The 25914-nt window shown below is 70.6% G+C and carries 25 protein-coding genes, 1 tRNA gene and 2 pseudogenes; 14 read left to right on the plus strand and 14 right to left on the minus strand.

All coding sequences use genetic code 11. The annotated features are described in order from the left end of the window. Positions 1-81 precede the first annotated feature (81 nt). Both GEV10_18355 and GEV10_18360 read left to right on the plus strand, forming a co-directional pair. Entirely contained in the window at positions 82-375 is a 294-nt protein-coding gene (locus tag GEV10_18355) for a hypothetical protein (GenBank protein MQA80413.1), read from the plus strand. Between the two features lie 886 nt (positions 376-1261). Continuing rightward, entirely contained in the window at positions 1262-1567 is a 306-nt protein-coding gene (locus GEV10_18360) for a helix-turn-helix domain-containing protein (GenBank protein ID MQA80414.1), read from the plus strand. A 74-nt stretch (positions 1568-1641) separates the two neighbouring features. On the opposite strand, the gene GEV10_18365 is transcribed toward GEV10_18360, so the two are convergent. The 4 genes from GEV10_18365 to GEV10_18380 form a co-directional block, all read right to left on the minus strand. Further along, positions 1642-1845, minus strand: a complete 204-nt coding sequence (locus GEV10_18365) for a hypothetical protein (protein ID MQA80415.1) — start codon at positions 1843-1845, stop codon at positions 1642-1644. After that, the gene (locus tag GEV10_18370; protein ID MQA80416.1) at positions 1842-2666 is read right to left on the minus strand and encodes a class I SAM-dependent methyltransferase; all 825 of its coding nucleotides are present in this window, start codon (positions 2664-2666) and stop codon (positions 1842-1844) included. Before GEV10_18370 ends, GEV10_18365 begins: the two co-directional genes overlap by 4 nt. Positions 2667-2836: 170 nt before the next feature. Next, on the minus strand, positions 2837-4285 hold the full coding sequence (argG, locus tag GEV10_18375) for an argininosuccinate synthase (GenBank protein MQA80417.1): 1449 nt from the start codon (positions 4283-4285) through the stop codon (positions 2837-2839). Positions 4286-4540: 255 nt separating this feature from the next. Beyond that, a complete protein-coding gene (locus GEV10_18380) occupies positions 4541-5572 on the minus strand; it encodes a sigma-70 family RNA polymerase sigma factor (protein MQA80418.1) in 1032 nt (343 codons plus the stop codon). Positions 5573-5644: 72 nt separating this feature from the next. Between GEV10_18380 and GEV10_18385 the strand changes: the two genes are divergently transcribed. Continuing rightward, complete coding sequence (locus tag GEV10_18385; protein ID MQA80419.1) at positions 5645-6253, plus strand: DUF664 domain-containing protein; 609 nt, start codon at positions 5645-5647, stop codon at positions 6251-6253. A gap of 13 nt (positions 6254-6266) precedes the next feature. Here GEV10_18385 and GEV10_18390 read toward each other — a convergent pair. Both GEV10_18390 and GEV10_18395 read right to left on the minus strand, forming a co-directional pair. Continuing rightward, a pseudogene (locus GEV10_18390) lies at positions 6267-6359 on the minus strand (glyoxalase). 39 nt (positions 6360-6398) lie between these two features. Continuing rightward, complete coding sequence (locus GEV10_18395; protein MQA80420.1) at positions 6399-6785, minus strand: hypothetical protein; 387 nt, start codon at positions 6783-6785, stop codon at positions 6399-6401. A 253-nt stretch (positions 6786-7038) separates the two neighbouring features. On the opposite strand from GEV10_18395, the gene GEV10_18400 reads away from it, so the two are divergent. Continuing rightward, positions 7039-8610 (plus strand): hypothetical protein, encoded by a 1572-nt coding sequence (locus GEV10_18400; GenBank protein MQA80421.1) that lies wholly within the window; start codon positions 7039-7041, stop codon positions 8608-8610. A gap of 255 nt (positions 8611-8865) precedes the next feature. Further along, positions 8866-10041, plus strand: a complete 1176-nt coding sequence (locus tag GEV10_18405) for a hypothetical protein (protein ID MQA80422.1) — start codon at positions 8866-8868, stop codon at positions 10039-10041. A 355-nt stretch (positions 10042-10396) separates the two neighbouring features. On the opposite strand, the gene GEV10_18410 is transcribed toward GEV10_18405, so the two are convergent. Beyond that, positions 10397-10579, minus strand: a complete 183-nt coding sequence (locus tag GEV10_18410; protein MQA80423.1) for a hypothetical protein — start codon at positions 10577-10579, stop codon at positions 10397-10399. Positions 10580-10713: 134 nt separating this feature from the next. Here GEV10_18410 and GEV10_18415 point away from each other — a divergent pair, with 134 nt between their 5' ends. Beyond that, positions 10714-11013: a type II toxin-antitoxin system VapB family antitoxin gene (locus tag GEV10_18415; protein ID MQA80424.1), complete on the plus strand. Its 300-nt coding sequence runs from the start codon at positions 10714-10716 to the stop codon at positions 11011-11013. Between the two features lie 111 nt (positions 11014-11124). Continuing rightward, positions 11125-12387 carry a VWA domain-containing protein gene (locus tag GEV10_18420; protein ID MQA80425.1) on the plus strand — a complete coding sequence of 421 codons (1263 nt, stop codon included), beginning with the start codon at positions 11125-11127 and terminating at the stop codon, positions 12385-12387. Between the two features lies 1 nt (position 12388). Here GEV10_18420 and GEV10_18425 read toward each other — a convergent pair whose 3' ends face one another. The 3 genes from GEV10_18425 to GEV10_18435 all read right to left on the minus strand — a co-directional run bounded on the left by GEV10_18425 (position 12389) and on the right by GEV10_18435 (position 13959). After that, positions 12389-13219: an SgcJ/EcaC family oxidoreductase gene (locus GEV10_18425; GenBank protein MQA80426.1), complete on the minus strand. Its 831-nt coding sequence runs from the start codon at positions 13217-13219 to the stop codon at positions 12389-12391. Between the two features lie 158 nt (positions 13220-13377). Next, positions 13378-13464: transfer RNA gene (locus tag GEV10_18430), tRNA-Ser, on the minus strand. 54 nt (positions 13465-13518) lie between these two features. Next, the gene (locus GEV10_18435) at positions 13519-13959 is read right to left on the minus strand and encodes a nucleoside deaminase (GenBank protein ID MQA80427.1); all 441 of its coding nucleotides are present in this window, start codon (positions 13957-13959) and stop codon (positions 13519-13521) included. 118 nt (positions 13960-14077) lie between these two features. On the opposite strand from GEV10_18435, the gene GEV10_18440 reads away from it, so the two are divergent. The 3 genes from GEV10_18440 (at position 14078) to GEV10_18450 (ending at position 17014) form a co-directional block, all read left to right on the plus strand. Continuing rightward, positions 14078-14713 (plus strand): uracil phosphoribosyltransferase, encoded by a 636-nt coding sequence (locus GEV10_18440; GenBank protein MQA80428.1) that lies wholly within the window; start codon positions 14078-14080, stop codon positions 14711-14713. Then, complete coding sequence (locus GEV10_18445; protein ID MQA80429.1) at positions 14710-16146, plus strand: gamma-glutamyltranspeptidase; 1437 nt, start codon at positions 14710-14712, stop codon at positions 16144-16146. Before GEV10_18440 ends, GEV10_18445 begins: the two co-directional genes overlap by 4 nt. A 304-nt stretch (positions 16147-16450) precedes the next feature. Then, the gene (locus GEV10_18450) at positions 16451-17014 is read left to right on the plus strand and encodes a PH domain-containing protein (GenBank protein MQA80430.1); all 564 of its coding nucleotides are present in this window, start codon (positions 16451-16453) and stop codon (positions 17012-17014) included. 75 nt (positions 17015-17089) lie between these two features. Here the strand turns inward: GEV10_18450 and GEV10_18455 are convergent, their stop codons facing one another. Then, a complete protein-coding gene (locus GEV10_18455) occupies positions 17090-17302 on the minus strand; it encodes a hypothetical protein (GenBank protein ID MQA80431.1) in 213 nt (70 codons plus the stop codon). A 141-nt stretch (positions 17303-17443) separates the two neighbouring features. On the opposite strand from GEV10_18455, the gene GEV10_18460 reads away from it, so the two are divergent. Then, complete coding sequence (locus tag GEV10_18460) at positions 17444-18175, plus strand: MgtC/SapB family protein (GenBank protein MQA80432.1); 732 nt, start codon at positions 17444-17446, stop codon at positions 18173-18175. A gap of 78 nt (positions 18176-18253) precedes the next feature. After that, positions 18254-19720 carry an amino acid permease gene (locus GEV10_18465; protein MQA80433.1) on the plus strand — a complete coding sequence of 489 codons (1467 nt, stop codon included), beginning with the start codon at positions 18254-18256 and terminating at the stop codon, positions 19718-19720. Here the strand turns inward: GEV10_18465 and GEV10_18470 are convergent. The 3 genes and pseudogenes from GEV10_18470 to GEV10_18480 form a co-directional block, all read right to left on the minus strand. Further along, on the minus strand, positions 19710-21029 hold the full coding sequence (locus GEV10_18470) for a 4Fe-4S dicluster domain-containing protein (GenBank protein MQA80434.1): 1320 nt from the start codon (positions 21027-21029) through the stop codon (positions 19710-19712). The two genes, GEV10_18465 and GEV10_18470, sit on opposite strands and share 11 nt — an antisense overlap. A gap of 50 nt (positions 21030-21079) precedes the next feature. Further along, a pseudogene (locus tag GEV10_18475) lies at positions 21080-22309 on the minus strand (FAD-binding protein). Positions 22310-22356: 47 nt separating this feature from the next. After that, positions 22357-23838, minus strand: a complete 1482-nt coding sequence (locus tag GEV10_18480) for an FAD-binding protein (GenBank protein MQA80435.1) — start codon at positions 23836-23838, stop codon at positions 22357-22359. A 175-nt stretch (positions 23839-24013) separates the two neighbouring features. Between GEV10_18480 and GEV10_18485 the strand changes: the two genes are divergently transcribed. After that, positions 24014-24877, plus strand: a complete 864-nt coding sequence (locus GEV10_18485) for an SMP-30/gluconolactonase/LRE family protein (protein ID MQA80436.1) — start codon at positions 24014-24016, stop codon at positions 24875-24877. A 22-nt stretch (positions 24878-24899) separates the two neighbouring features. Continuing rightward, positions 24900-25862: a sugar kinase gene (locus GEV10_18490; protein MQA80437.1), complete on the plus strand. Its 963-nt coding sequence runs from the start codon at positions 24900-24902 to the stop codon at positions 25860-25862. Positions 25863-25914: the final 52 nt, after the last annotated feature.

Raw genomic sequence — 25914 nt, forward strand, 5'->3', positions numbered from 1 at the left:
CGTGGACTACCTTGAGCATGGGCGTACCTTCCCGAACCAGCGCGCCAACGCTGGCACTGATCAGAACTACATGGGCTTCAGATCATCCTCCGGGAAGGTACGCCCCTCCCAAAGCACATCCACAGGTTCCGATCATTGCTCGTCGCCGCAATCGAGAAGTTCGAGGCGGACTGGACCCTCTGGTTCGCCGCCCACAGCATCGTGCCCTATCAGGTTGTCTATGAGGAGTTGGCGGCAGACCCGCTACGCACTGCACACAAAGTGCTCGACTACCTCGGCCTTCACGTTCCGCCGGGCTGGCAACCGGTGATCGGGCACCGTCGACAGGCCGATCAAGTCAACGCCGACTGGGCTGCGAGATTCAGGGCTCACTGAACCATCACACCCAAGCGTCCCGTTGCTGGCCGTGGCAAGCCGGCGTCGCCACAAGCCGTTCCATGACCGGACGATGTGACGGCTCCCGCTGGGGCAGCCCCCGACCCCCCAACGTTCCAGCCTCCTACTCGTCGCCGGGAAGCCAACGAGGCGGTCTTCGACCGGACTCTCCGTCCCCTCTCAGCCTGAGTCAAATACCGTGCGCGAGCTGGCCCGGCTCCCCCTCGGCCGTCTCAGTTTCCGTCTCATTCATACAGGTTCGCCGCCGTTCGTAGTCGCCCGCCGGGTGGTCCTGTCATGCCTGGCGAACGGCTCGGCATGTCCGCGAACAGTCATGCGAGGACTTGGAAAGCGTGTTGGGGGCAACCCCTCGCGAGTTCGAATCTCGCATCCTCCGCTCGTCTAACCAGGCACAACGTCGACGGCCGGTCCCAAGCGGGGTCGGCCTCTTGCGTCATCCGTCTCAGTTGGCCATCGTCACCTAAGGGTGCGTTCCCCCTGCCGATCTCGTCAGCCGATTCGTCCTCCTGAGCCTGAACTACCCGGACGGGTCGGTCGTCGAGGTGACCGTCAGCGCAGCCACGGCGATCGCGTGTGTTGTACGTGCCCGCCGCTGATCGTGGGGGCCGTCTGGGACCGCGGAGTCGAGTACTCGGGACGCGGTCCGTGCGTCTGTCCGGTGGAAAGGGCACCATGTGTCCGAAGCTCGACAGAGAGAACTGTCATCGGCGCATTACACCGATATCGTCTTGTGCGTGCCGATTGGTAGCCAGGTCAGGCTGGCTCGCACGTTGGTTGGTGCGGCGGCGAACGCCTGCTCGATCCTGTCGCGGCCTTGCCTGAAGTGCCGCCAGCCTTCGTAGTGGACGGGGATGACTGTGCGGGGTTGCAGAAGTTCCCACAGCTCGAGCTCATCCACGCGCCGACCCGGTTGTCCATCGTCGCGCTGCTCGCGGCCACCGAGTCCGCGGAGTTCAAGTTCATCCGCGACAGCGTCGGGCTGTCCGACTCGGCGCTGTCCAAACAGCTGACCACCCTGGAAGAAGCCGGATACGTCGAAATCCGCAAGGGGTTCGTCGGCAAACGGCCGCGCACCACGGCCCGACTCAACAGCGTCGGACGTGCCGCGTTCGAACAGCACGTCGCCGCCCTGCAGGAGATCGTTGCCCGAACCGGCACCTCGGTCCTGTAGCCACGAAAACCCAGGCGCCCCGAGTACGGGACCGCCGCGGTCGAGTGAGGGCTTCACCCCGGGCTGTTCGGACACTAGTGGGATGGCTGCCGCGTCACCATCCGGTCGAAGGCGCGGTCGGTCATCGGCCGGCGCATCATGATGACCGGCTTGGCGAGGTAGCCGACGGCGTACCTGGTCCTCGGCTTGGCCGACTCGACCGCCTGCCTGATGGTCGCCGCGATCAGCTCGGGGTCCGACGCCCTGCTCTCCGCGCCGGTGACGAGACAGACCTTCATGTCCACTCCTCCTCTGGCGGGCCGAACCGGAAGCGCAACGGCCAGAGCGCGGTCCGCAGCTGCGGGATCATGTTGGCCAGTCCGGTGAACAGCCGGAATGCCGGCGAGGGTATCCGCCGGTACTCGGCCGCGACCGGCGCATCCTCGAGCAGGGTGAGCCGCGGGTTGATCCGCTCCAGCTCGTGCGGGTCGGGGCAGCCCCACATGTCGTACGGGGCGAGCCTGACCATCCACGCGGGCATGCCCAGCACGTCGAACACCATCTCCCCGTACGCGAACCGCTCGGTGACGCGCGCGAGCAGCCGCTCCACGTCGCCGCCGCTGAGGTACATCAGCAGCCCCTCCGCGACGACGAGCACGGGGCGGCCGGTGACGGGCACCTCGTCCAACCAGCCGAGCTCGGTGACCGAGGAGCCGACCAGATGGTAGTTGTCGCGCCGTGGGTAGAGGCGCCGGCGCAGCTCGACGACGTCGGGGAAGTCGACGTCGTACCACGGTGCGGTGTCCGGGACGTCGAGGCGGAACGCGCGGCTGTCGAGCCCGCAGCCGAGCTGGAGCACGGTGGCGTCGGGATGCCTGGCGAGGAACGCACGCGTCCAGGTGTCCAGCCGGTTCGCCCGCACCACGATGGAAGCGTCGCTCGACATCAGCCGCACCTTGAGGCGGTTGTACCCGTCGATCCGGTCGAGCACGTCAGCCGACCATTTGTCGCCGAGGATCGACTCCGGCGAGCGGTAGTCGAGCGCCTTGCAGCCCAGCGTGAACAGCAAGGTCTCCTTGACGCCGCTGAGGTGCACCTTCTCCCGCTGATCGCTCGTCATGATGTCCGTTGCCTCCTGTCGTAGGCGTAGATCCACGCACGGTACGGGGGCAGCAGCGCCTCATACAGCGCGATCGCCTCCTCGGCCGCGACGGTGAGTGCCTCCCGGTCCGGCGGTTCCGGCGGCTCGAACGCGTGCCTGACGGTGTACGCGAGCGTGGCCACCTCGCGTCAGTCGGTGCCGAACTCCATCGCGGCGCGGTCGAGCATCTCGTCGTCACCGGAGATCTCGCCACGCGAGGCGATGGCTTCGGCGCCACCCTGCGGCACCGCGCCGACCAGTCCCGTCGACGCCGCCTGGGCGGCGCCGATGAGCGCATGACGGGTGATCCCGATCATGCCGAGGCCGGCGTACTGCTCGAGCTTGGCGCGCGAGTCGGCGATGTCGAGGTTGCGCATGGTGAGCTGGCCGATCCGGTCCACCGGACCGAACGCCGAGTCCTCGGTGCGCTCCATCGACAACTTGTCCGGGTGGTAGCTGAAGGCCGGGCCCGAGGTGTCCAGGATCGAGTAGTCCTCACCGCGCCGCAGCCGGAGCGTCACCTCGCCGGTGACCGCCGTACCGACCCAGCGCTGCAGCGACTCTCGCAACATCAGCGCCTGCGGGTCGAGCCAGCGGCCCTCGTACATCAGCCGGCCGAGCCGCCGGCCCTCGTGGTGGTAGCTCGCCAGGGTGTCCTCGTTGTGGATCGCGTTGACCAGCCGTTCGTACGCCGCGTGCAGCAACGCCATCCCAGGCGCCTCGTAGATGCCGCGGCTCTTGGCCTCGATCACCCGGTTCTCGATCTGGTCCGACATGCCCATGCCGTGCCGTCCACCGATCGCGTTCGCCTCGTTCACCAGGTCGACCGGGGTGGCGAACTCCTTGCCGTCGATGGTCACCGGACGGCCCTGGCCGAAGCCGATCGTCACGGTCTCGGCGGCGATCTCGACCGCGGGGTCCCAGAACCGCACGCCCATGATCGGGTCCACGGTCTCGATGCCGGTGTCGAGGTGCTCCAGGGTCTTGGCCTCGTGGGTGGCGCCCCAGATGTTGGCGTCGGTCGAGTAGGCCCTCTCGGTGCTGTCGCGGTAGGGCAGGTCGTGGGCGAGCAGCCACTCCGACATCTCCCTGCGGCCGCCCATCTCGGACACGAAGTCCGCGTCGAGCCAGGGCTTGTAGATGCGCAGGTGGGGGTTCGCGAGCAGGCCGTACCGGTAGAACCGTTCGATGTCGTTGCCCTTGAACGTCGAGCCGTCGCCCCAGATCTGTACGTCGTCCTCGAGCATCGCCCGGACCAGCAGGGTCCCCGTGACGGCACGACCGAGCGGCGTGGTGTTGAAGTAGGCGCGCCCGGCCGAGCGGATGTGGAACGCACCGCAGGTCAGTGCGGCGAGGCCCTCCTCGACCAGCGCGGCGCGGCAGTCGACCAGGCGCGCGATCTCGGCGCCGTACGTCGTCGCGCGGCCTGGTACCGAGGCGATGTCGGGCTCGTCGTACTGACCGATGTCGGCGGTGTAGGTGCACGGGACGGCACCCTTGTCGCGCATCCACGCGACCGCGACCGAGGTATCGAGGCCGCCCGAGAAGGCGATGCCGACGCGCTCGCCGGTGGGCAGGGAGGTGAGAACCTTGGACATGGGAAAAGTATGCATCGTTGTGCATGATCATGCAAAGTGTCGCTGCCTCCGCTCGGGTGGTCGTGACGGCCCGTATCGTTCCGCACACGGGGTGGTCCGAGACGTCGTCGGAGGTTGGTCATGGCCCGGTCCGCCGTACCCGGCGGCCACGTCGGCACCGATCCCGCGACGCTGTGGTGCGAGATCCGGCGGCAGGTTCGGACCTTCCGGGTACGGCCTCGACCGTCGACTCGCCGGTCGTCGCCGTCGGCCAGGTCAGGGCAGTGACGCGGGCAGCCCGAAGTGCGCGAACTGGTCTGCGCCGATGAACGTGGTGACCTCGGCGATCCGCTCGCCGCGCAGGGTCAGCACGGTGATCGACCAGGCGAGGTGCGCGCCGGCGTCGTCGTCCCAGAGGTAGAACCCCACGGCCGGCTGGCCGTTCGCGCCGGTCGGCAGGTGCCGCCACGAGCCGCATCCGGTCAGCGGGACCCGGACGGCGAAGTCGGTGACGGCCTCGAGGCCGTGGTACCAGTGCGGCATCGGCGGCATCGACCAGGTGACGTCCTCGGTGAGCAGCGCGACCAGGGCGTCGGCGTCGCCGTGTTCCAGCGCGGCGGCGTAGCCGGCGACGATCTCCCGCAGTCGCGCGTCGTCGATCTCCCGCAACGCCCGCTGCTGGGTGCGTTCGGGGACCTTCGCCGCGACGATCGCGCGCGCCCGCTGCAGCGCGCTGTTCACCGACGCGGTCGAGGTGTCCATCATGGTGGCGATCTCGGCGACGGAGAGGCCGAGCACCTCGAAGAGCAGCAGCGCCGCCCGCTGGTTGCCCGGCAGGTGCTGCAGGGCGGCGACGAAGGCGACCTCGACTGCCTCGCGCTGTTCGTAGCGCGCGGCAGGGCCGGCCGGGCCGGCGGCGAGACCCGCGTCGGGGTAGGGCCCCAGCCAGGCGACGTCGGCCAGCGGGGCGTCGCCGACCACGGCGCGGTCACTGGACGGGCCGAGGTCGACGGGGAGGGCCCGCCTGCCACGGCTCTCGACGGAGTCCAGGCAGGTGCGGGTGGCCACGGTGTAGAGCCACGAGCGCAGCGAGCTGCGCCCCTCGAAGCGCGCGAGCCCCCGCCACGCACGCAGCAGGGCGTCCTGCAGGGCGTCGTCGGCGTCGTGGGTGGAGCCGAGCATGCGGTAGCAGTGGGCGTGCAGCTCCCGGCGCAGGGGCTCCACGAGGCGGGTGAACGCGGCGTCGTCCCCGTCGCGTGCCCGGTTCAGGTCGGGGTCCGCGATCCGCGGGGAGGAAATCTCGCTCACGAGCGATGATTCTGCCGCACGGCGGGAGTCCCGTTCCCCGACCAGCCCCGACCCACTGCCAGGAGAACGCTCATGACGCCGACCACGACGGACGCGAAGTCGTATCTGCACCACTACCTCCAGGACGCCCGCGAGGCGCTGCTGTGGAAGCTGGAGGGGCTCTCGGACTACGACGTCCGCCGCCCGCTGACGCCGACCGGCACCAACTTGCTGGGTCTGGTCAAGCACCTGACCGGCGTCGAGGTGGGCTACCTGGGCTTCGTGTTCGGCCGGCACTTCGACGAGCCGGTCGACTGGATCGGCCCCGACGTGGCTCCCAACGTGGACATGTGGGCCAATGCCGAGCAGTCCCGCGACGACATCGTCGGGCTGTACCGGCGGACTTGGGCGCACTCGGACGCCACGATCGAGGCGCTGGGGCTGGACGCGGTCGGCCACGTCATGTGGTGGTCCGAGGAACAGAGCCGGGCGACGCTGCAGCAGGTGCTGGTCCACGTGATCGCCGAGACCCATCGGCACACCGGGCATGCCGACATCGTCCGCGAGCTCGTCGACGGGCGCGTCGGGCTGCGGGAGGGCGACGACAACTTCATGCCCTCCGTCGATCAGGAGTGGTGGAAGGAATACAGGGACCAGGTCGAGCATGTTGCGCAGGCGGCAGGCCGGCGCGTGCGGCAGTGACGTCGGACGCCGTGATCTGCGTGCCCTGCACCGATCCCGGCGGGGTGTCGACGAGTCCCGTGCCGATCGAGATCGAGCAACCCGAGCCCGGCGGCGTCAGCTGCACGGCACCGCCGTGTCACCCGGCCGCGGCCTCGCCGTCAGGTCAGCGGAAGCTGCGGATGATCATGACGATGACCCGGCCGACACCGAGCCAGAACAGGGCGGCCAGCCCGTAGTTGAGCAGGATGCGCAGCCACCGGTAGTCCGGCGTGAACAGGTCGTGGAAGAACAGCGCCAGCCCGCGGGCGAGGTCGTCGACGAAGATCACCAGGACGTTCTGCTGGTTGGCCTGCAGCAGCTCGAAGAGGACGTGCAGGCCGAGGATGGCGGCGAACAGTCCGGTGATGATCGTGACGACCGTGGTCGACACGCGCACGGTGGTCGTCCGCCCGGCGGTGCTGCGCGCCCGTTCGTCGGCGCGGATCGCTCGGTCGCGGCGCTTCATCACGCGGGTCTCGTCATTGTCGTCGTGGTACCGGGGATCGGACATGGCCGCCATTGTGCCTATCGCGGCGTCCGAGCGCACCACCAGGTAGGACAGACGCCACGACCGCCGCGCCCGAAGCCGTCCGTCACCGGCCGACCCCGAGTGGTGACGTCACACGGACGGGTTCTCGATGAGGGGTGTAATTGCTTGAGTATCGACGGACGACCTGACGAAAGTCGGATGCGGGGTCAGCCCTGAGGTGGTGTCGGTCGCCGGCGACGGTACCTAGCGTGGTGCCGACACCGAGGGAGAACTCGTGACCGCGACCGTCGCACGCCCGTCCCCGTCCGGCGCCGAGCCGTCCGCACCGGTGAGACCGGCCCGCCGCCGGTACCTGTGGCTGGCGCTCGGCCTCTGCTCATTGCTGCTGGCGACGCACGCGAACTGGGACGTGCCGGTGGCCGCCTGGGCGTGCTCGATCTTCCTGATCAGGTTCGTGCGGACGTCCACCCTCGCGAGCGCGATCCGCTGGAGCGTGGCCGCGGGCGTGCTCGCGTCCCTCTCGTTCATCGGCCAGAGCCTGCTGCTGGTCGTCGAGGTCCTCCTCATCGGCATCCCGTCGATGACCCTCATCGTCGCGGGTCCGCTCCTGCTCGACCGCCTGCTCGCGACCCGGCTGGCACGGACGAGACCGGTGCTCGCATCGCTCGTCTACCCGGTCACCCGGGTCGCTGCGGAGTTCCTCGTCAGCGTCGTCACGGGGTTCGGTGTGGTGCTCGGGATCCTCGGGGCGACGCAGCACGGCGCGCTGCCGCTGATCCAGGTGTCGGCCGTCACCGGCGTGTTCGGCGTCAGTTTCCTCGTCGCCTGGGCCGCGTCCGCCATCAACCATCTCTGGGAGCACGGCAGCGGACGCGGCGGTCTCCGGCCCGTCGTCGTGTACGCGTCCGCGCTCGGTGTCGTCCTCGCCCTCGGCGGTGCCAGGCTCGCGTTCCTCGCACCGTCCGCCGACACCGTGCGGGTCGCGGGGATCAGCCCGTCGACGAGCGCGGTCGACCAGCGTGACGCGCGAGTCGAACGCGTCCTCGGTGAGCGCTCCTACGAATGGTTCAGATATGCCCGCGCCGACGCGCCGGCGATCCGCCGCGCTCTCGCCCCCGTCAACGACGATCTCGTCGCGAGCACCGAACGCGAGGCACGGGCGGGCGCCCGGCTGATCAGCTGGCCGGAGACCACGGCCCACGTGATGCAACGCGACCGGGGCGCGCTACTCGCGGAGGTGGGTGCGATCGCGAAGCGCTACGACGCGTACGTCGATGTCGGCGCGGCCGTCATGACCGACCACGCGCCGTATGTCCGCAACCAGGCGATCCTGGTCACGCCAGAAGGTGTCGCGTGGGACTACGACAAGGCCCATCCGACGCCGATGGAGCCGATGACGCCCGGCGCGCCCGAGGTGCCCGTCGCCGACGCCGGCTTCGCCCGCCTGGCCGGCGTCATCTGCTACGACGCCGACTTCACCGCACTGATGCGGCAGGCAGGACGCGCAGGCGCCGACATCATGCTGGTGCCGTCGCACGACTGGCGCGGCTTCGACAACGTGCACGCCGAGAAGGCCGTCTTCCGCTCGGTCGAGAACGGCTACTCGATGGTCAGGCAGAGCGCGGACGGCGTCGCGACCGCGTACGACTACCAGGGCAGGACGCTCGCCAGGACCAGCGCCTTCACCACGGACCCGCAGGCGATCGTCGCATTCGTGCCCTCCGAGGGGGTACGCACGCCGTACGCTGTCGTCGGCGACCTCTTCGCCTGGCTGTGCGTCGCCGGACTCGCCGCGCTGGTCGCCGGCGCGATCGTCCGGCGCCGCCGGGAGTCGGCGCACCCGTGAACGGCACCACGGCCGGGCCCACCTTTGTCACCCACGGGGTCGCCCTACCAGCTGCGATGGATGACTACAACCTGACGGCGAGGTGCGTCGGCAAGCCCTGCCCGGCTGACCTGGAGCGGCGGTGTCGGTCAGCCGACGCCTGGACGTACCGCCGCGTTCTCCTGCCGTTCACGTCCGCTCGGGACGGTACATCGGGTGGCGCCGCGCCGTACCGCGGATCGGCCGCGCCCCCTACCCCGGACAACAGAGGACGAGATGGCCACACGCGTCTACCTGCACGTCGGCGCCCCGAAGACGGGAACCTCGTACCTGCAGCGGATGCTGTGGGGCAACCGGCAGAGCCTCCGGCGGGCGGGCTACCTGCTGCCCGGTTCCCGGGCGGCGCACTACCAGGCGATGGGCGACCTGAGGCGCGGCCTTTGGTACAGCCCCGACGCGCCGTGGACCTGGGACCGGCTCGTCGCCGAGACCAGGGCATGGGACGGCGTCGCCGTGATCAGCGAGGAGATGCTCGGCGCCGCGACGCAGGAGGAGGCCGAACGCGCCGTCGAGAGCTTCGCGCCGGCGGAGGTCCACGTCGTGGTCGCCGGCAGGGACCTGTGGCGCACCATCCCGTCGAGCTGGCAGCAGTCCGTACGGTCGCGCAGCGTCGGCCGCTTCCGCGACTACGTCAGGGCCGTGCAGACGAACGCGAACCCGGCGTTCTGGGAGCACCAGACCCCGCTGCCGATCCTGCGCCGCTGGGCGTCGGACCTGTCGCCGAGCCACCGACACCTCGTGACCGTCCCACCACCAGGCTCGGAGCCCAGCCTGTTGTGGTCACGCTTCGCCGGCGTGCTCGGCGTACCCGAAGGCGTCTGCCACGCCGACGACAGGCCGGGCAACGTGTCGCTCGGCGCCGCGGAGACCGAGCTGCTGCGCCGGGTGAACGTCGCGCTGGGTGACAGGTACCAGCTGCGGTCGCCGTACCTCCGTCTCATCAACCGGCATCTCGTCTCGCCCGTACTCGCGCCCCGGGAGCGCAACGGACGGTTCGGGGCGTCCGCCGAGATGGCGGACTGGGTGACGACCGCCGCCAAGCGCATGGTCGCGGAGTTCGACGACTTCCCCTGCCAGGTCGCCGGCGACCTCGACGACCTCGTCCCCAGGGACCTGCGGGCCTCGTCGTCGCCCGACGACCTCGACGAGGCGTCGATGCTGCACGTCGCGGTCGAGACGATCGTCGGCATGCTCGACCACACCAGGGAGCTCGTGGACGAGATGGCGGTGCGGGAAGCCCGCCTGCACGAGCAGCTCGAGGCGACCGAGCGCGCCGCCGCGGGGCGTCGCGCCGAGCCCGGCCTGATGGTCCGCGAGACGCGCAGGGCTGCCGCCGGGGTGCGCCGGCGGCTCCGTCGGCTGCGCCGCACCCGGTCCGCGGAGCAGGCCTGACGACTCGTCCGATGAGTTGTCAGTCATCCATCGCCGCTGGTGCGGCGACCCCGGGGCGGGTGACAAGGGTGGACCCCGGTCGTGGTGTCGGTCGCTTCGCGGCCGCAACAGGTGAACGGCACCCTCACCGTGTCGGGGCATGGTGAGGGTGCCGTTCACGGGTGCGCTGCGAGGGTCGTCGGTGGAGCTTCACCTCACCAACGTGGACTTCACCTCGTCCCGGCACGAGGTGAAGTCCACGTTGATCACGTCAACGTGATCAAACGGTGCAGGCGGCGAGCCTAATGACGATTCAGTGGCAGGCGTGGTCAGGACGACGCCTGACACTGACAAGTCGCGGCGGGGCTGGTCGCAGCTACGCCTTGTCGTCGCCGAACAGGGTGCGCGCGATCTCCCGGCTGGCCGCGCTCGCCGCGGAGCGCACGAACACCTTGAACTCCGGCGAGCTCACCCCGTCGGGAAGGTCGTCGGGGTGGAGCGCCCGGCGCGTCGGCTGCGGCTCGACACCGGCCGGCGACGCCTCGTCGTCTCGCGCCATCGGTGCTCCTCGTCCGTCCCTGTCGCACGACCGCCGGAGGCAGCCACCACTGATCGACACAGCGCCACCGCGCCACGACACCATTCGTGGGACGTGCCACGTCGGGGTGGGTCACTCACATACACTATCCGGCAATGATCTTCAAGGCGGTCGGCGACAAGCGTCCCTACCCGGACCACGGCTACACACACCGGCAGTGGGCCGACATACCCCCACGACAGATCCGCCTCGACCAGCTGGTGACGACGAAGAACAATCTCGACCTCGGGCAGCTGCTCGCCGACGACTCCACCTTCTACGGCGACCTGTTCGCGCACGTGGTCGAGTGGAACGGCACGCTGTACCTCGAGGACGGCCTGCACCGTGCACTGCGCAGCGCCCTGCACCAACGCAGCGTCCTGCACGCCCGGGTGCTGGTCCTCGACCAGGCCTGACGACCCACCGCGACCGGCCCTGCCCGGAGCCGTCTCGATCTCGGTGGAGCCAACCACGCGCTCGGTTCGTCTCCTAGGCTGTTCGACGAGTTCTGACCAGGAGTGTGCGAGTTGTCCGAGATCCATGACCGGCATGCCGACCCTGCGGCCGGCAGCCGTACGCCACGGCGCCGCCTGCTCGTGTCGTCCGTGGTGGCAGCGATCATCGGCAGCCTCGTCCTCGGCGCGTGCGGCGGCGCCGAGCCGGCCACGCAGCCGACACCGACACCTCCGTCCAGCAGCCCCTACGTCGAGGACGACGGCCTCGACGACCTGTTCGCCGACTCCGACGACGACCTCATCCCCGACCGCATCCAGCAGGCATTGGGGGAGGACGGCAGCGAAGACACCTGCGCCACGAAGGTCTGCCGGAAGAAGGCCGAGGCAGAGGTCGCCAACTTGGCGAGGATCGTCCGCGGCACCAGCACGATGATCATCCTCGACAGCTCGGGCTCGATGGCCGCCAAGACCAAGAGCGGCCAGACCAGGATGGCGGCGGCGAAGAAGGCCGTCCGCGACTACGTCGCCAACTCGCCGAAGTCCACCGAGAAGCTCGGCCTGATGGTCTACGGCCACACCGGCAGCAACCAGCGCAGCGACCGCAAGGAGAGCTGCCAGGGCATCCAGACGCTCGAGGAGATCGGCGACCTCAACGAGGGCAACGTCGACGGCGCCCTCGACAGGTTCGAGCCGACCGGCTGGACCCCGCTGGCGAAGTCGGTGCGCGAGGCGGCCAAGGCGTTCAAGGAGCAGAACGGCCGCACGAACCGGATCATCATCGTCACCGACGGCATCGAGGAGTGCGGCGGCAACGCGAAGGCCGAGGCGCGCAAGATCCGCCGGTCCGGCATCGGCGTGAAGCTCGACGTCGTCGGCCTCGGCGTCGAGAAGGGCAAGGGCGACAGCCAGCTCTCGAAGATCGCCGGCGTCACCGGCGGCAGGTACTCCTCCGTCGACGACGCCGCCGACCTCCAGGCCTACTTCGACAAGGAGCTCGCCTCCTGGGTGGGCGCCGCGAAGGTGGCCGACTGCATCGCCAAGAGCCTCGGGCCGTACGCCAACTGCCAGGCGCAGCGCTGGGAGCAGGCGCAGCGGGCGATTCGCAACGAGGTGACCACGCTGCGAGCCGAGGGCAAGACGCGCGCCGCGAACCAGCTCGAGCAACGACTGGTCGACACGAGCACCTACTTCGCGAGCACCCTGACGACGACGGGCGCCGCCGCGATCAAGGCGTTCCGTTCGGACAACCCCGACGTCAAGCGGATCCAGGAGCACCTGAAGAGGACGTCCGACGGGCGGGCGGCGCTGGAGCACGTCGGCGAGCCGTGCCGGTGAGTCACGGCACCAGGTCCGCCCTCACGTCACCGGTGTCCGGGTCGTAGGGGACAGACAGGTGCTGGTGCACCATCACCCACGCGCCGTCGCGACGCTCGAACACCCGGGTTCCCCGTGACCAGCTCTCCGCGGTCTCGCCGTTGGCCGTCTCGGCCCGTACGTGGTTGAGTCCCCACGCGACGGCGAGGTCGTCCGCGACCAGGACCTTCAGGTCAGGCACCTCCATGTCGACCCGTCCCGACGACACGTCGAGGCCGCGCTCGCAGACCTCTCGCACGGCGTCCCGGCCGACGTACTGCAGTGGCGCCTCGTGCTCGTAGGAGACGATGTCCTCGGCGATGGGCTCCATCAGACCGTCCAGGTCCTTCGCGGCAGTGGCGTCGGACCACCGCTGGTGCAGGCTCCGCACCTCGTCCTCGGCTGACCCGGAGTCCGAACCGGCATCGGGGAACGAGTGGTGCTCGTGCGCGACCACCCACCTGCCCTCCTCCTTGCGCAGCCCGAGCGTCAGGCGCAGCCGGTTCTCCGGGTCGTCGGCGAGTTCCTGCGGCATCCCGCAGCGCAGCAGAGCGTGCGCGAACGCGACGTCGGCGCCGGCGGTGACGTCGAGCGACTCGATCTCGAACGAGGCGCCCAATGCCTGCCACTCGAAGAAGGGCGGCCAGGTCTCGCGGTAGGCGTCGATGCCGTGCACGCCCTCGTACGGCGGCGGCACGTCGAACATCACGATGTCGTCGGCGTGGTCCGCCAGGACGACGCTCAGGTCGCCGTCGTGGACCGCCTCTGCCCAGCGCTCGATCAGGGCACGGATCTGTTCCTCGTCAGTAGGCATGGTGCTGCTGTCCTTCCCGGTGATGCGGTGTCGACTGTTCCGTCGCACCTACAACCCCGGCGGACACGAGAACTCATCGCGGACCGAGAAAGAGATCGCCCGCGTCCGCGGGGAGACCGATGAAGGTCTTCGACCAGCGCAGACGCGGGCGACCGCCGCGGTGGCGGTGGGATTTGAACCCACGGAGGAGTTGCCCCCTCACACGCTTTCGAGGCGTGCTCCTTCGGCCGCTCGGACACGCCACCGTGAGGAAGCCTACCGGAGCCGCTCCCCCGTCCGCGCACCCCTTTCCCGGCACATCAGGACGGTCGACGGCGGTCCGCGAAGAACCGGCGGAGCACGTCCCCGCACTCCTGTCCGAGCACCCCGCCGAGCACCTCGGGACGGTGGTTGAGCCGCGGGTCGCGCAGCACGTCCCACAGCGACCCGGCGGCCCCCGCCTTGGGATCCGCGGCTCCGTAGACGACGGTCGCGACCCGCGCGAGGACGAGCGCTCCCGCGCACATCGTGCAGGGCTCGAGCGTCACCACGACCACGCAGCCGTCGAGCCGCCAGCCTCCGGTACGCGCACTCGCGGCGCGCAGCGCGACGAGCTCCGCGTGCGCGGTCGGGTCGCCCTCGGCCTCCCGTGCGTTCCTCCCCGCCGCGAGCTCCCCACCGTCGGGCCCGAGCACGACGGCGCCGACCGGTACGTCCCCCGCGGCGGCCGCGAGGCCGGCCTCGGCGAGTGCGCGGCGCATCACCGGCTCGTACGCCGCCACCCGCGCGGGCGGCGGGTCGGGCAGTGCGGCGCGAGAACTCATGACGGACAGTCTTGCCCTGCCGGGCGGTGGGTCCGCAACCGGTACGGTGACCGCCATGCGCACGCACGTCGTCGACCATCCGCTCGTCGCACACAAGCTCACCTTCCTGCGCGACGAGTCCACCGACTCCCCCACCTTCCGGCGCCTCACCGACGAGCTGGTCACGCTGCTCGCATACGAGGCCACCCGCGACGTCCGCACCGAGGAGGTCGAGGTCACCACGCCGGTCGCGCCCGCCCGGGGCCGTCGGCTGTGCCGGCCCGTCCCGCTGGTCGTCCCCGTGCTCCGTGCGGGCGCCGGCATGCTCGACGGCATGATCAGGCTGCTGCCCACCGCGCAGGTCGGGTTCCTCGGCATGATCCGCGACGAGGTCACGCTCGCCGCGTCGACCTACGCGATGCGCCTGCCGGAGAACATCGACGGGCGGCAGTGCTACGTTCTCGACCCCATGCTGGCGACCGGCGGCACCCTCGTCGAGACCTCCCGGGTCCTCCTCGACCGGGGGGCGAGCCAGATCACCTGCATCTGCCTGCTCGCCGCGCCCGAGGGGCTCGCCCGCATGGAGCGCGAGCTCGGCGACGCGAGCGTCAGCGTCGTCACCGCCGCGCTCGACGAGCGGCTGAACGACCGCGGCTTCATCGTCCCCGGGCTGGGCGACGCGGGTGACAGGCTCTACGGCGTCGTGACGTGACCTCGAGCGCGCGCCTACCGGTCGGCGTCGCCGCGGGACATCCCGCGACCGCCGAGGCGGGCGCGCAACTGCTCAGGCACGGGGGGTCCGCCGCCGACGCGGCGGTGGCCGCCGTCCTCACCAGCTGTGCCGCGGAGACGATCATGACGGGTCTCGGTGGCGGTGGCTTCGCGACGTACTGGTCGGCAAGGGACCGGACCGCCACCTGCGTCGACTTCTTCGTCACGGTGCCCGGTCTCGGCGGCGACACCGAGCCCGGGCCCATGCGCCCCATCTCCGTCCAGTTCGGCAGCGTCCCGTTGCAGTACTCGATCGGCGGCGCCACGGTCGCCGTGCCCGGCGTGCCCGCGGGCTGCGCGGCCCTGCACGACCGGTGGGGCAGGCTGCCGTGGCGCGACGTCGTCGCGCCCGCCGCGGCGAACGCGGCCGCAGGCGTCGCGATGCCGCACCAGCAGGCGTCGACGCTGGAGTCGATCGCGGAGGCCATGACCCCTGGCGAGGGCGCCCTCGCGTACGTCAGGGACGGACACTTCCTCCGCGGCGGCGAGACCCTCCGTCACCCGGGACTGGCCGAGACGATGCGCCTGATCGGCGACGAGGGCGTGGAGACCTGCTACCGGGGCGAGCTCGCGGACGAGCTGGTCGACGCGGTACGCACTGACGGCGGCGTGCTCGGCCACGAGGACCTCCGGGCGTACCGCGTGAAGCTCTTCACCGCCGACGCGGTGCCGCTCGGCGGTTCCACCGTCCACGGCCGCCGCGACCTGCTCGACACGCTCGGCGCCTTCGCCGGCCTGCCCGACGACGTCGCGAAGCTCACGCCGGGCGACCGCGCACTCGCGGTCGCCCGCGAGCTCGGCGGCCCGGACGGCCTCGGCGACACGACCAACATCGTCGCCGTCGACGCGGACGGCGACGCGTGCGTGGTCACGACGAGCCTCGGCCTCGGTTCCGGGGTGTGGCTGCCCGGCCGGGGCGTCCACCTCAACTCCATGCTCGGCGAGGGCGAGCTGCACCGCGGCTCGGCGCCGGCGGGCAGCCGCGTCGGCAGCATGATGTGCCCGGTGGTCGTCACCGACTTCGGCGAGCTCACCCTGGCCGCGGGCGCGGCCGGGGCCTCGCGCATCAGGACCGCCATCGTGCTGAGCGTCCTCGGCGTGGTCGCGGAGGACCTCCCGCCCGACGAGGCGATCGCCAGGGGGCGCTATCACCGCGTCGGTCGCACGGTCCACGCCGAGCCCGACGTCAGCGGCGACGTGCTCGAGGCGCTGGGCGGGCGCTACGAGGTGCGCATCGGTGACGCGCCGCCCCACTACTTCGGCGGCGCGAGCATGGTCGGACGAGGCGGCGGCGGTGCCGACCCGCGCCGGGGCGGCACCTTCGTCGAGCTGCTGCCCACGCCGACGAGGCGTCCTCACTCTCCGGAGGGCTGACCCTGATCACCCCGCACGTTCACCGGCGGCGGCTAGTGTGGACGGCGCGCCTTCGAGGTCTTCGAAAGCGTAGGTGGTAGATATAGTGTTGCTGTAATGTGTCGTACACCCGCAGTCACGACCCCAACCCCGGAGGAGGTGCCGCGGAGACCATGCCCAAGAAGCTGCTGATCTGGGCGCTCGTCGCGTTCCTCATCTTCTACCTCGTCACGCAACCCGACCAGGCCTCGAACATCGTCCGAGGTATCGCCGGGGGCATCGCCGGCGGGTTCCGGGGAGTCGGTGAATTCCTGAGCGGACTGGCATGAACGTCCTGACGCCGCGTAACTACGCGCCGGCGTCAGTGAGCCGGTACCTGCTCCCCGCCGAGAACCAGGTCATCTCGGTGCGGCAACACCCCGTCGTCCTGGCGAAGTCGTTCTTCGTCACCCTGGGCGTGTTCATCGTCGCGGGGATCATCAGCGCGCAGATCGGCACGGAGTCGCCGGCCCAGGTCGTGATCTGGGTGCCCGCACTCGTGGCGATCGGCTGGTTCGCGATCAGCGCCATCCAGTGGTGGGTCGACTGGTTCACCATCACCGAGAAGCGGTTCATCCTCACCACGGGCATCATCACCAAGAAGGTCGCGATGATGCCGCTGGCCCGCGTCACGGACATGAGCTTCCAGCGGTCGCCGATGGGTCGCATCCTCGGTTACGGCGAGTTCATCCTGGAGTCCGCGGGTCAGGACCAGGCCCTGCGGTCCGTGCCCTACCTGCCGTACCCCGAACAGATGTACCGGCGCGTCTGCCTGTGGATCTTCCCCGAACGGGTCGAGGAGGACGAGGCCGCGCGCCAGGAGGCCGAGGACAACGCCACCAGCTCCTGACGACACGCACGACATGACGACGCCGCCCCGAGCGTTCGGGGCGGCGTCGTCATGTCGTGCGTGGTGAAGGTCGGCCTACCTGATCTCCCAGCCCCAACCGCCGATGGTCGGAGGCTTCGGCTTCGCGACCCCGGCGACGATGGACTGCTCCGTTCCGGTGCCCGCATCCGCGCCGGCGCTGGCGCTCGAGGCGACGAGCAGACTCGCGGTGATCGCGGCGGCCGAGGCGGCCGTGATGACGAGGCCGCGGAAGGCCGCCCGCAGTCGGCGGCTGGTGGTCTTCGACATCCCATTGACTCCGATCGTGCGTCCGGCGGTGCTGATTGCCTCCGGCGGTGCCGCCTCGGACGGTACCGGTTTCGCGACGGTTCCGGTGAAACGCGACCGGTTCAGGTGTGCGGTTCAGACTCTCTGGGTAGGAGGCGCGACATGACGTGGGCGAGCGGTGGCTGGCAGGAGATCGGCCAGGGCTGGTGGCAGATCCTCAACATCGCGGTGGCACTGGTGCTGTCGGCGGCGATCGGGCTCGAGCGCGAGCTCAGATACCGCGACGCCGGGCTCCGAACCCAGACGCTCGTCGGCGTGGCGTCGGCGCTCTTCACGCTCGTCTCGAAGTATGGGTTCAGCGACATCCTCGGCGACGACGTCATCCTGGACCCGTCGCGTGTCGCGGCGCAGATCGTGTCGGGTATCGGCTTCGTGGGCGCGGGCCTGATCTTCGTCCGCCGCAACGTGGTCCGCGGGCTGACCACGGCGGCCACCGTCTGGCTGACCGCGGCCGTCGGAGCCGCCGCCGGTGCGGGACTGCCGCTGCTCGCCGTCCTCGTGACCGCGTCGCACTTCCTCGTCGTGTACGGACTGTCGCCGCTCGCCAGGAAGCTGCCCGACACCAGGTTCTCCATCAGGCAGCTGCGCGTCGACTACGAGGTGGGCACCGGCGTGCTCGCCCGCGTGCTCGAACGCTGCACCGCGCTCAACTTCGTCGTCGAGGACCTGGGCTCGCGCCATCTCGACGGCAGCTCGGAGGCGGCTCCGCGGCACGTCTCCGTGCTGCTCCAGCTGCGCGGCAAGCAACCGCTCAGCGAGCTGGCGTCGGCACTGGACGAGCTGGACGGCGTCACGAGGGTCGTGACCGGCGACCGGGCCGAGGAAGAGGAGTGACCGCACGCGGCGCGCGCTCCTGTGAGAGACGCGACGTCCGGCAGTACGCGTACCGATATGTCGATCGGGGAGGTACGAATGAGCCTCATGCGCACGAAGTCGGTGGAGCAGTCGATCGACGACACCGACCATCCCGAGCACCGGTTGAAGAAGAATCTCACCTCGCGCGACCTCATCGTCTTCGGCATCGGCGTGATCATCGGCACGGGGATCTTCGTGCTCACCGGGATCCAGGCCGCCGTCAACGCCGGTCCCGCGCTGGTGATCAGCTTCGTCCTCGCCGCGGTCGCCTGCACCCTCGCGGCCATGTGCTACGCCGAGTTCGCGTCGACGGTGCCGGTCGCCGGCAGCGCGTACACGTTCTCGTACGCCACGCTCGGTGAGTTCGTCGCGTGGATCATCGGTTGGGACCTCGTGCTGGAGTTCGCCCTCGGCGCGGCGGTCGTGTCACGCGGCTGGTCGGCGTACCTGCAGTCCCTGTTCGGACTGCCCACCTGGCTGGCGGGTGACAAGGCCATCCCGGACTTCGGCGCGATCTTCATCGTCGCGGTGCTCGCCGTACTGCTCGTGGTCGGCACCAAGCTGTCCGGGCGCGTCACGGCGGTGCTCGTCGCCGTCAAGCTCGCCGTCGTTGCGTTCGTGGTGGTCGCCGGACTCTTCTTCATCGAGCCGAGCAACTACCGCCCGTTCATCCCGCCCGCGGAGACCCAGGAGGCCGCCGGCGGTCTGACGACGCCGCTGTTCCAGCTCATGACCGGTCAGGCCACCCACTTCGGCCTCTTCGGGATCATCGCCGCCGCGTCGATCGTGTTCTTCGCGTACATCGGCTTCGACGTGGTCGCGACGACCGCGGAGGAGACGAAGAACCCGCAACGCGACGTGCCGCGCGGCATCATCGGGTCACTGGTGATCTGCACGATCCTCTACGCGGCGGTGACACTCGTCATCACCGGCATGAAGAAGTACACCGAGCTCAACACCGGCGCGCCGCTCGCCGATGCGTTCACCGACCACGGCACGGTGGGTGACGTCGCGAGCAAGCTGATCTCCATCGGCGGCATCGTCGGCATCACGTCGGTGATCATGGTGCTGATGCTCGGACAGAGCCGCGTGCTGTTCGCCATGTCGCGCGACGGCCTGCTGCCGCCGAGGCTCGCCAAGGTGCACCCGCGCTTCGGCACACCGTGGATCATCACGACGGTCACGTCGGTCGGCGTCGCCCTGCTCGCGGGATTCGTCCCGCTGGCGAAGCTGTCGGAGCTCACCAGCATCGGCACGCTGTTCGCGTTCGTGCTCGTGTCGATCGGGGTGGTCGTGTTGCGCAAGAAGCGCCCCGACCTGCGCCGCGGGTTCACCGTGCCCGGCGTCCCGTGGCTGCCGATCCTGTCGATCGTCGCGTGCGTGTGGCTGATGCTCAACCTGCCGGCGGACACCTGGATCAGGTTCCTGATCTGGATGGCGGCGGGCCTGCTCATCTACTTCGTCTACAGCTCGCGCAACAGCCGCCTGGCCAAGGAGGAACGCGCCGACAAGCTCACTCGGTGAGCTGCGGGCGCTTGGCGAGGCCGTCGACACCGGTGCCGGTGATCGCGGCGTCGAGCAGCTGCGCGGTGTGCACGACCGGCATGGGTGCGCCACGCGCGGCGAGACCCTGCGAGATCTGCATCATGCAGCCGGGGTTGGCGGTGACGAGGACGTCGGCGTCGACGCTCGCGACGGCCGCGGCCTTGCGCTCACCGAGGTCCGCGGCCGCCTCCGGCTGCAGCAGGTTGTAGACACCCGCGGAACCGCAGCACAGGGCAGCGTCGGGGACCTCCACCAACGTGACCCCCGGCACGCCCTGCAGCAGCCGGCGCGGCTGGGTGCGGATGCCCTGCGCGTGCCCGAGATGACAGGCGTCGTGGTACGCGATCCGCAGTGACAGCGGCTTGCGCTCGGCGACGGTGCCGAGGTGCACGAGGTACTCGCTGAGGTCGTACACCTTGGCGTGGAACGCCTTGACGCGCTCCGCGTAGGCGGGATCGTCGGCGAGCAGGTCGACGTACTCCTTCATCGCCGAACCGCAGCCCGCCGCGTTGACGACGACCGCGTCGACGTTGGCCTCGGTGAACATGTCGACGACCGCGCGGGCGTAGCGTTGCGCCTCGTCCTCGCGCCCGTTGTGCAGCGACAGGGCACCGCAACAGCTCTGCCGGCGCGGCACGATGACGTCGCAGCCCTCGGCCGCGAGCACGCGGGCGGTGGCGGCGTTGACGTCGGAGAAGAAGACGTCCTGCACGCAGCCGGTCAGCAGGCCGATCACGGCCCGGCGGTCGCCCTGGGCGGGCACGCGTACCGGGAGATCGGTGCGCTTGCTCAGCGGTGGGGCGATCGACTCCATCGCGCGCAGTGAGCCCGGCAGCCTGCCGTGCAACCGCGTGGCGCGGACGAGGCGGTCGAGGCGGAGGAACCGGTAGACCTGGAGCAGCGCGCGCATCACGCGCATGCGGCGCTGGTGCGGGAACGTCGCGAAGATGAGGCCGCGCAGCAGCCGCTGCCCGAGCGGGCGCTTGTGGTTGCGCTCGATCTGCGCCCTCGTCGCGGTGACGATCTTGTCGTACTGCACCCCGGACGGGCACGACGTCACGCACGCCATGCAGCCGAGACACCGGTCGATGTGCGTGACGAGCGAGTCGGTCAGCTCCGCGCCCTCGAGCCCCGCCTTGATCAGGTCGATGCGTCCGCGGGGGGAGTCGGACTCGTGTCCCCACAGCTCGTACGTCGGGCAGGTGGGCAGGCAGAACCCGCAGTGCACGCAGTCGTCGACGAGCTTCGCGGATGGCGGGCGATGGTCGTCGAACGCACCCATGTCGATCGACCTGACGCGCTCGCCTCCTGCGCTCATCGGTGCCGGGTCACTCATCGTCAGATACCTCCCGCGAACCGACCGGGTGACAGCACCCGATCGGGGTCGAACTCCCGCTTGATCCGCTCCATCAGCGCGATGCCGGGGATCGGACCGAACGCGTCGGTGCCGCGCTTGGCCAGCGCCTGGTGGACGTCGCGGGGCGCGCTCTCGACGAACACCGTGCCGTCGTGCCTGGACGCGACGACGCGCAGCTCCTCGATCGCCGCGACGACCGGCTCGGTGTCGTACTCGCCGGACACTCCCGCGTGGATCACGCCCACGCCGATGGCGCCGCGGCAGGTGACCGACAGGCCGGCGCGCGCCGCGATCGCCCGGGTGGCGTCGATCATCGGCCCTGCCACGGACGACGGGACGGCCATGCGCAGCGACGTGCCGCCGCCGTCGGCGGCCGGCCGGGTCCACCAGTCCGGCAGCTGTGACGGGCCCTCGACCTCGGTGACCTCCGCCTCGACCCCCAGGATCCGCCGCACGGCGTCGGTGCGCGCGGCGACGCCACGCGCGGTGCCCTCGACGGCCACGCCGATCGTCAGCGGCCCGTCCCCTGGACCCGCGTCGACCTCGACCGCGGCCGGGACCACCTGGGCGCGGCGCAGCGCGCCGGCGAACCAGCCGGCGATCTCGCCCTGGTCGACCGGCACGGTGACGAGGGTCGTGCGCTCGGGCACCGGGTGCAGCCGGAACACGGCCTCGGTGACGATCGCGAGCGTGCCGAGCGAACCGACGAGCAGCTTGCCGAGGTCGTAGCCCGCGACGTTCTTCACGACCGCGCCGCCGGAGTGCGCGATGGTGCCGTCGGCGAGCACGACGGTGATGCCGATCAGCAGGTCGCGCACGGTGCCGAACGCGTGGCGCAGCGGGCCCGACGGGTCGGCGGCGATGGTGCCGCCAACCGTGCCCCCGACGTAGCCGTCCTGCACCGGCAGGCGCGTGGCGAGAGCGAGGCGCTGCCGCTTCGGGAACAGGGAGGCGGACAGCCGCGACATCGGCGTACCGGCGCGCACGCGGGCGACGAGATCGCCCGCGTTGTGGTCGACGATGCCGACGAGTCCGCTGGTGTCGAGGAGCACGTCGACGTGCTCGGGCGGCTTGCCCCACCCCAGCTTGGTGGCCGTGCCCCTGGGCACGACCTTCATGCCGCGCTCGGTCGCCATGCGGAGAACCGCGGCGACCTCCTCGGTGGAGCGGGGCGTGGCGATGTACCTGGCCTGGACGTCGGCGACCGAGTCGACGACGGCCGACGCGTCTTGCAGCCGAACGGCATCGGCGACTGGCACTACATGACCTCCGCGCCTTCGACGGCGGGTTCGTCCGCGCTGTGCACCCGAGGTACCTCACCACACATCCGCGGCGTGGGGAAGATCTTGCCGGGGTTCGCGAGACCCTTGGGGTCGAAGGCGCAACGCAGCCGCTGCATGGTGTCGAGGTCGTCGGCGGTGAACATGCGCGGCATGTTCTTCGCCTTGTCGACGCCGACGCCGTGCTCGCCGGTGATCGAGCCGCCGTGCTCGATGCAGAGGTCGAGAATCGCCCCCGACAGCTCCTCGGCCCGCTCGGCCTCACCCTCGACCCGGGCGTCGAACAGCACGAGCGGGTGCAGGTTGCCGTCGCCCGCGTGGAAGACGTTGGCGACCCGTACCCCGGACTTCTCGGCGAGCTCGCCCATCCGGTGCAGCACCTTCGGCAGGGTGGTGCGCGGGATGACGCCGTCCTGGATGATGTAGTTGGGACTGATCCTGCCCACGGCCGCGAACGCCGACTTGCGTCCCGTCCAGAGCAGCGCACGCTCCTCGTCTGACGCCGCCACCCGGAGCTCGAACGCCCCCGCCTGCGCGCACCGCTCCTTCACCTGCTCGAAGGTGTGCTCCACCTCCGCGACCGGCCCGTCGATCTCGACGAGGAGCACGGCACCCGCACCCTCCGGGTAGCCGCAGCCGACGGCGACCTCGGCCGCCTCGATGGCCAGGGCGTCCATCATCTCGATCGCGGCGGGCACCACGCCGGCGCCGATGATGGAGCTGACCGCCTCCCCCGCGTCGTCGGTGCTGCGGAAGCCGGCGAGCAGGGTGCTGACCGCCTCCGGGTCGCGGGTGAGGCGAACGGTCACCTCGGTCGCGACGCCGAGAGTTCCCTCGGACCCGACGAACGCGCCGAGCACGTCGTAGCCGGGGTACTCGGCCGCCTTGCCGCCGAACCGCACGCGGTCGCCGTCCGGCGTCACGATCTCGGCGCCGGTGACGTGGTTGGTGGTGAACCCGTACTTCAGGCAGTGGGCGCCACCGGAGTTCTCCGCGACGTTGCCGCCGATGGAGCAGATCTGCTGGCTCGACGGGTCGGGCGCGTAGTGGAGCCCGTGCGGAGCAGCTGCCTTGCTGATCGCGAGGTTGATGACTCCTGGTTCGACGACGGCGCACGCGTCGTCGGGGTGGACGGACTTGATCGCGCGCATCTTCGCCGTGACGACGAGCACGCCCTCGGCATGCGGGAGCGCGCCGCCGGACAGTCCCGTGCCCGACCCGCGGGCGACGAACGGGACCCCGGCGGAGACGCAGGCGCTCACCGTCGCCTGGACGTCCTCGGCACTCTCCGCCAGCACGACGAGACCCGGTCGCACCCGGAAGTGGGCCAACCCGTCGCACGCGTATGTCTCGAGCTCGGCGGGATCGTCGATCACCTTGTGGGCACCGATCCTGGCGCGGATCTCGGTGCTCACGGGGACCAGACGCCCTGGTACCTGGGATTGCGTTCTCACCAGCAGGCCTCCGGGAGGGGTCACGGCGCCACAGCGGTGTCGATTGGCGGCATAGTGGTTTCCTACGAAACCCTTGGGGGGAAGCTATCACCGAGCACCGCCCGAGGTCCCGGGTGGACGACCCGTGACGCGTCCGTCCGGTGGGAGAGGCACGTCACGGCGAAGACAGGGGTGCGAGAGAGTGAAAGCGGAACAGGCGACCGATCCGGTCGCACATCACGGTGAGGGGCCGGTGTGGGACTCGGCCACGGGTCGGCTGCTGTCGGTCGACATGCTCGACGGTGACGTGCTCTTCCTCGACCCGGAGACGGGCACGACGACGCGCACCCACGTGCACTGCGTGGTCGGGTGCGTCCGGCCACGCAGGTCCGGTGGCTACGTCCTCGCGGTCGAGCGCGGATTCGCGTTCCTCGACGCCGACTCGCAGACGCCTGAGCTCATGCCGGAGCTGTGGACCGACAGGTACGTACGGATGAACGAGGGCGGCTGCGACCCGCAGGGACGCTTCTACTGCGGCTCGATGGCGTACGACCAGCGCGAGGGCAGGGGCACGGTGTGGCGGCTCGACACCGACGGCCACGCCGAGCACGTTCTCGAGGAGGTCACGGTCTCCAACGGGATCGTCTGGAGCCTCGACGGGTCGACGGTGTACTACATCGACACGCCCACGCGCCGGATCGACGCCTTCACCTTCGACGCCGACACGGGCCGGTTCGCCGACCGGCGTCCGTTCGTCACGGTGCCCGACGACGTCGAGGGCAAGCCGGACGGCATGACCATCGACACCGAGGGCGGGCTGTGGGTCGCGTTCTTCGGCGGGAGCTGCGTCCGCCGGTACGACACCACCGGCACGGTGCAGGAGCAGATCGACGTGCCGGTGACGCAGGTGACCGCCTGCGCGTTCGGCGGGCCCGACCTCGACGAGCTGTACATCAGCACCTCGAGCTACGGCCTCGGACACCACCACGAGGAGCCGGAAGCAGGCGCTCTCTTCCGCGCGCGGCCCGGTGCCACGGGCGTCCCTGTCGTCGCGTACGCCGGCTGACCGCGCGTCACGAGTCGCGGAGATGCAGGCACCGTCGCAGGAGCGCCGCAGACTCGTCTTCGTCGGCAGCGTCCTCGTCGACCTGGTCGTCCGGGTCGACGAGCTCCCCGGGCGGGGTGCGGACATCCTCGCGCGGGGCGCCCACGCCACGCCGGGCGCCGGCTTCGACGTGCTCGCCGCCGCCGCGAGACACGGCCTCCCCGCCGCGTTCGCCGGGCGGCACGGCGACGGCCCCTTCGGCTCCCGGGTCGAGGAGTCGCTCGCGGCCGAGGGGATCGACGTGCTGCTCCCGGCCACACACGGCGACGACACGGGCTTCCGAGTGGGACTCGTGGAGCGGGGCGGCGACCGCACGTTCGTGACCTGCGCGGGTGCCGAGTCGCGTCTCGACACCGCCGACCTCGCGGGGCTCCGGCTCGAGTCCACCGACGTCGTCCACGTCAGCGGGCGCGACCTCGCGCAGCCGGGCGCCGGCACGGCGATCGCCGGCTGGCTGCGCACCCTGCCCGCCGACATCGCGGTCTCGCTCGAGGTCGGTCCGCGTCACGACGACGTCCCGTCGGACGTGCACACCCGGGTGCTGCGCCGCTGCGACGTCGTCTCGATGCCGTTGTCGGCGACCGGCAGCCTGCTCGGCACGAGCGGGGTCAAGGCGGCGGCGGAGGCGCTCCACGACTACGCCCCACGCCTCACCGCGGCGGTGTTCCGTCGTGGCGTCGACGGCTGTTGGGCGTACGACGCGGAGTCGGGCAGCGCACCTGTCGAGGTGCCCGCGCCCCCGCTCGACCCGACCGACGGCACGCGCATGGACGGCACGCACACGGGCGTCGTGCTGGCCGGACTCGCTCGCGGCCTCCCCGTCGCGACGGCCGCGCTGCGGGCGAACGTCGCCGCGCTGCTCGGCGCGTCCGGCCGCGACGCCGCCGACATCGCATCCGCCGCCACCGTCGACCGCTTCCTCGGCACGAGGTGGAACGGATCCTGACCGTGCCCCGAACATCCATATGTCGCGTTTGGACACGCCCGTCCGCCCCGGC

Source organism: Streptosporangiales bacterium (genome assembly GCA_009379955.1).
Lineage (GTDB): Bacteria > Actinomycetota > Actinomycetes > Streptosporangiales > WHST01 > WHST01.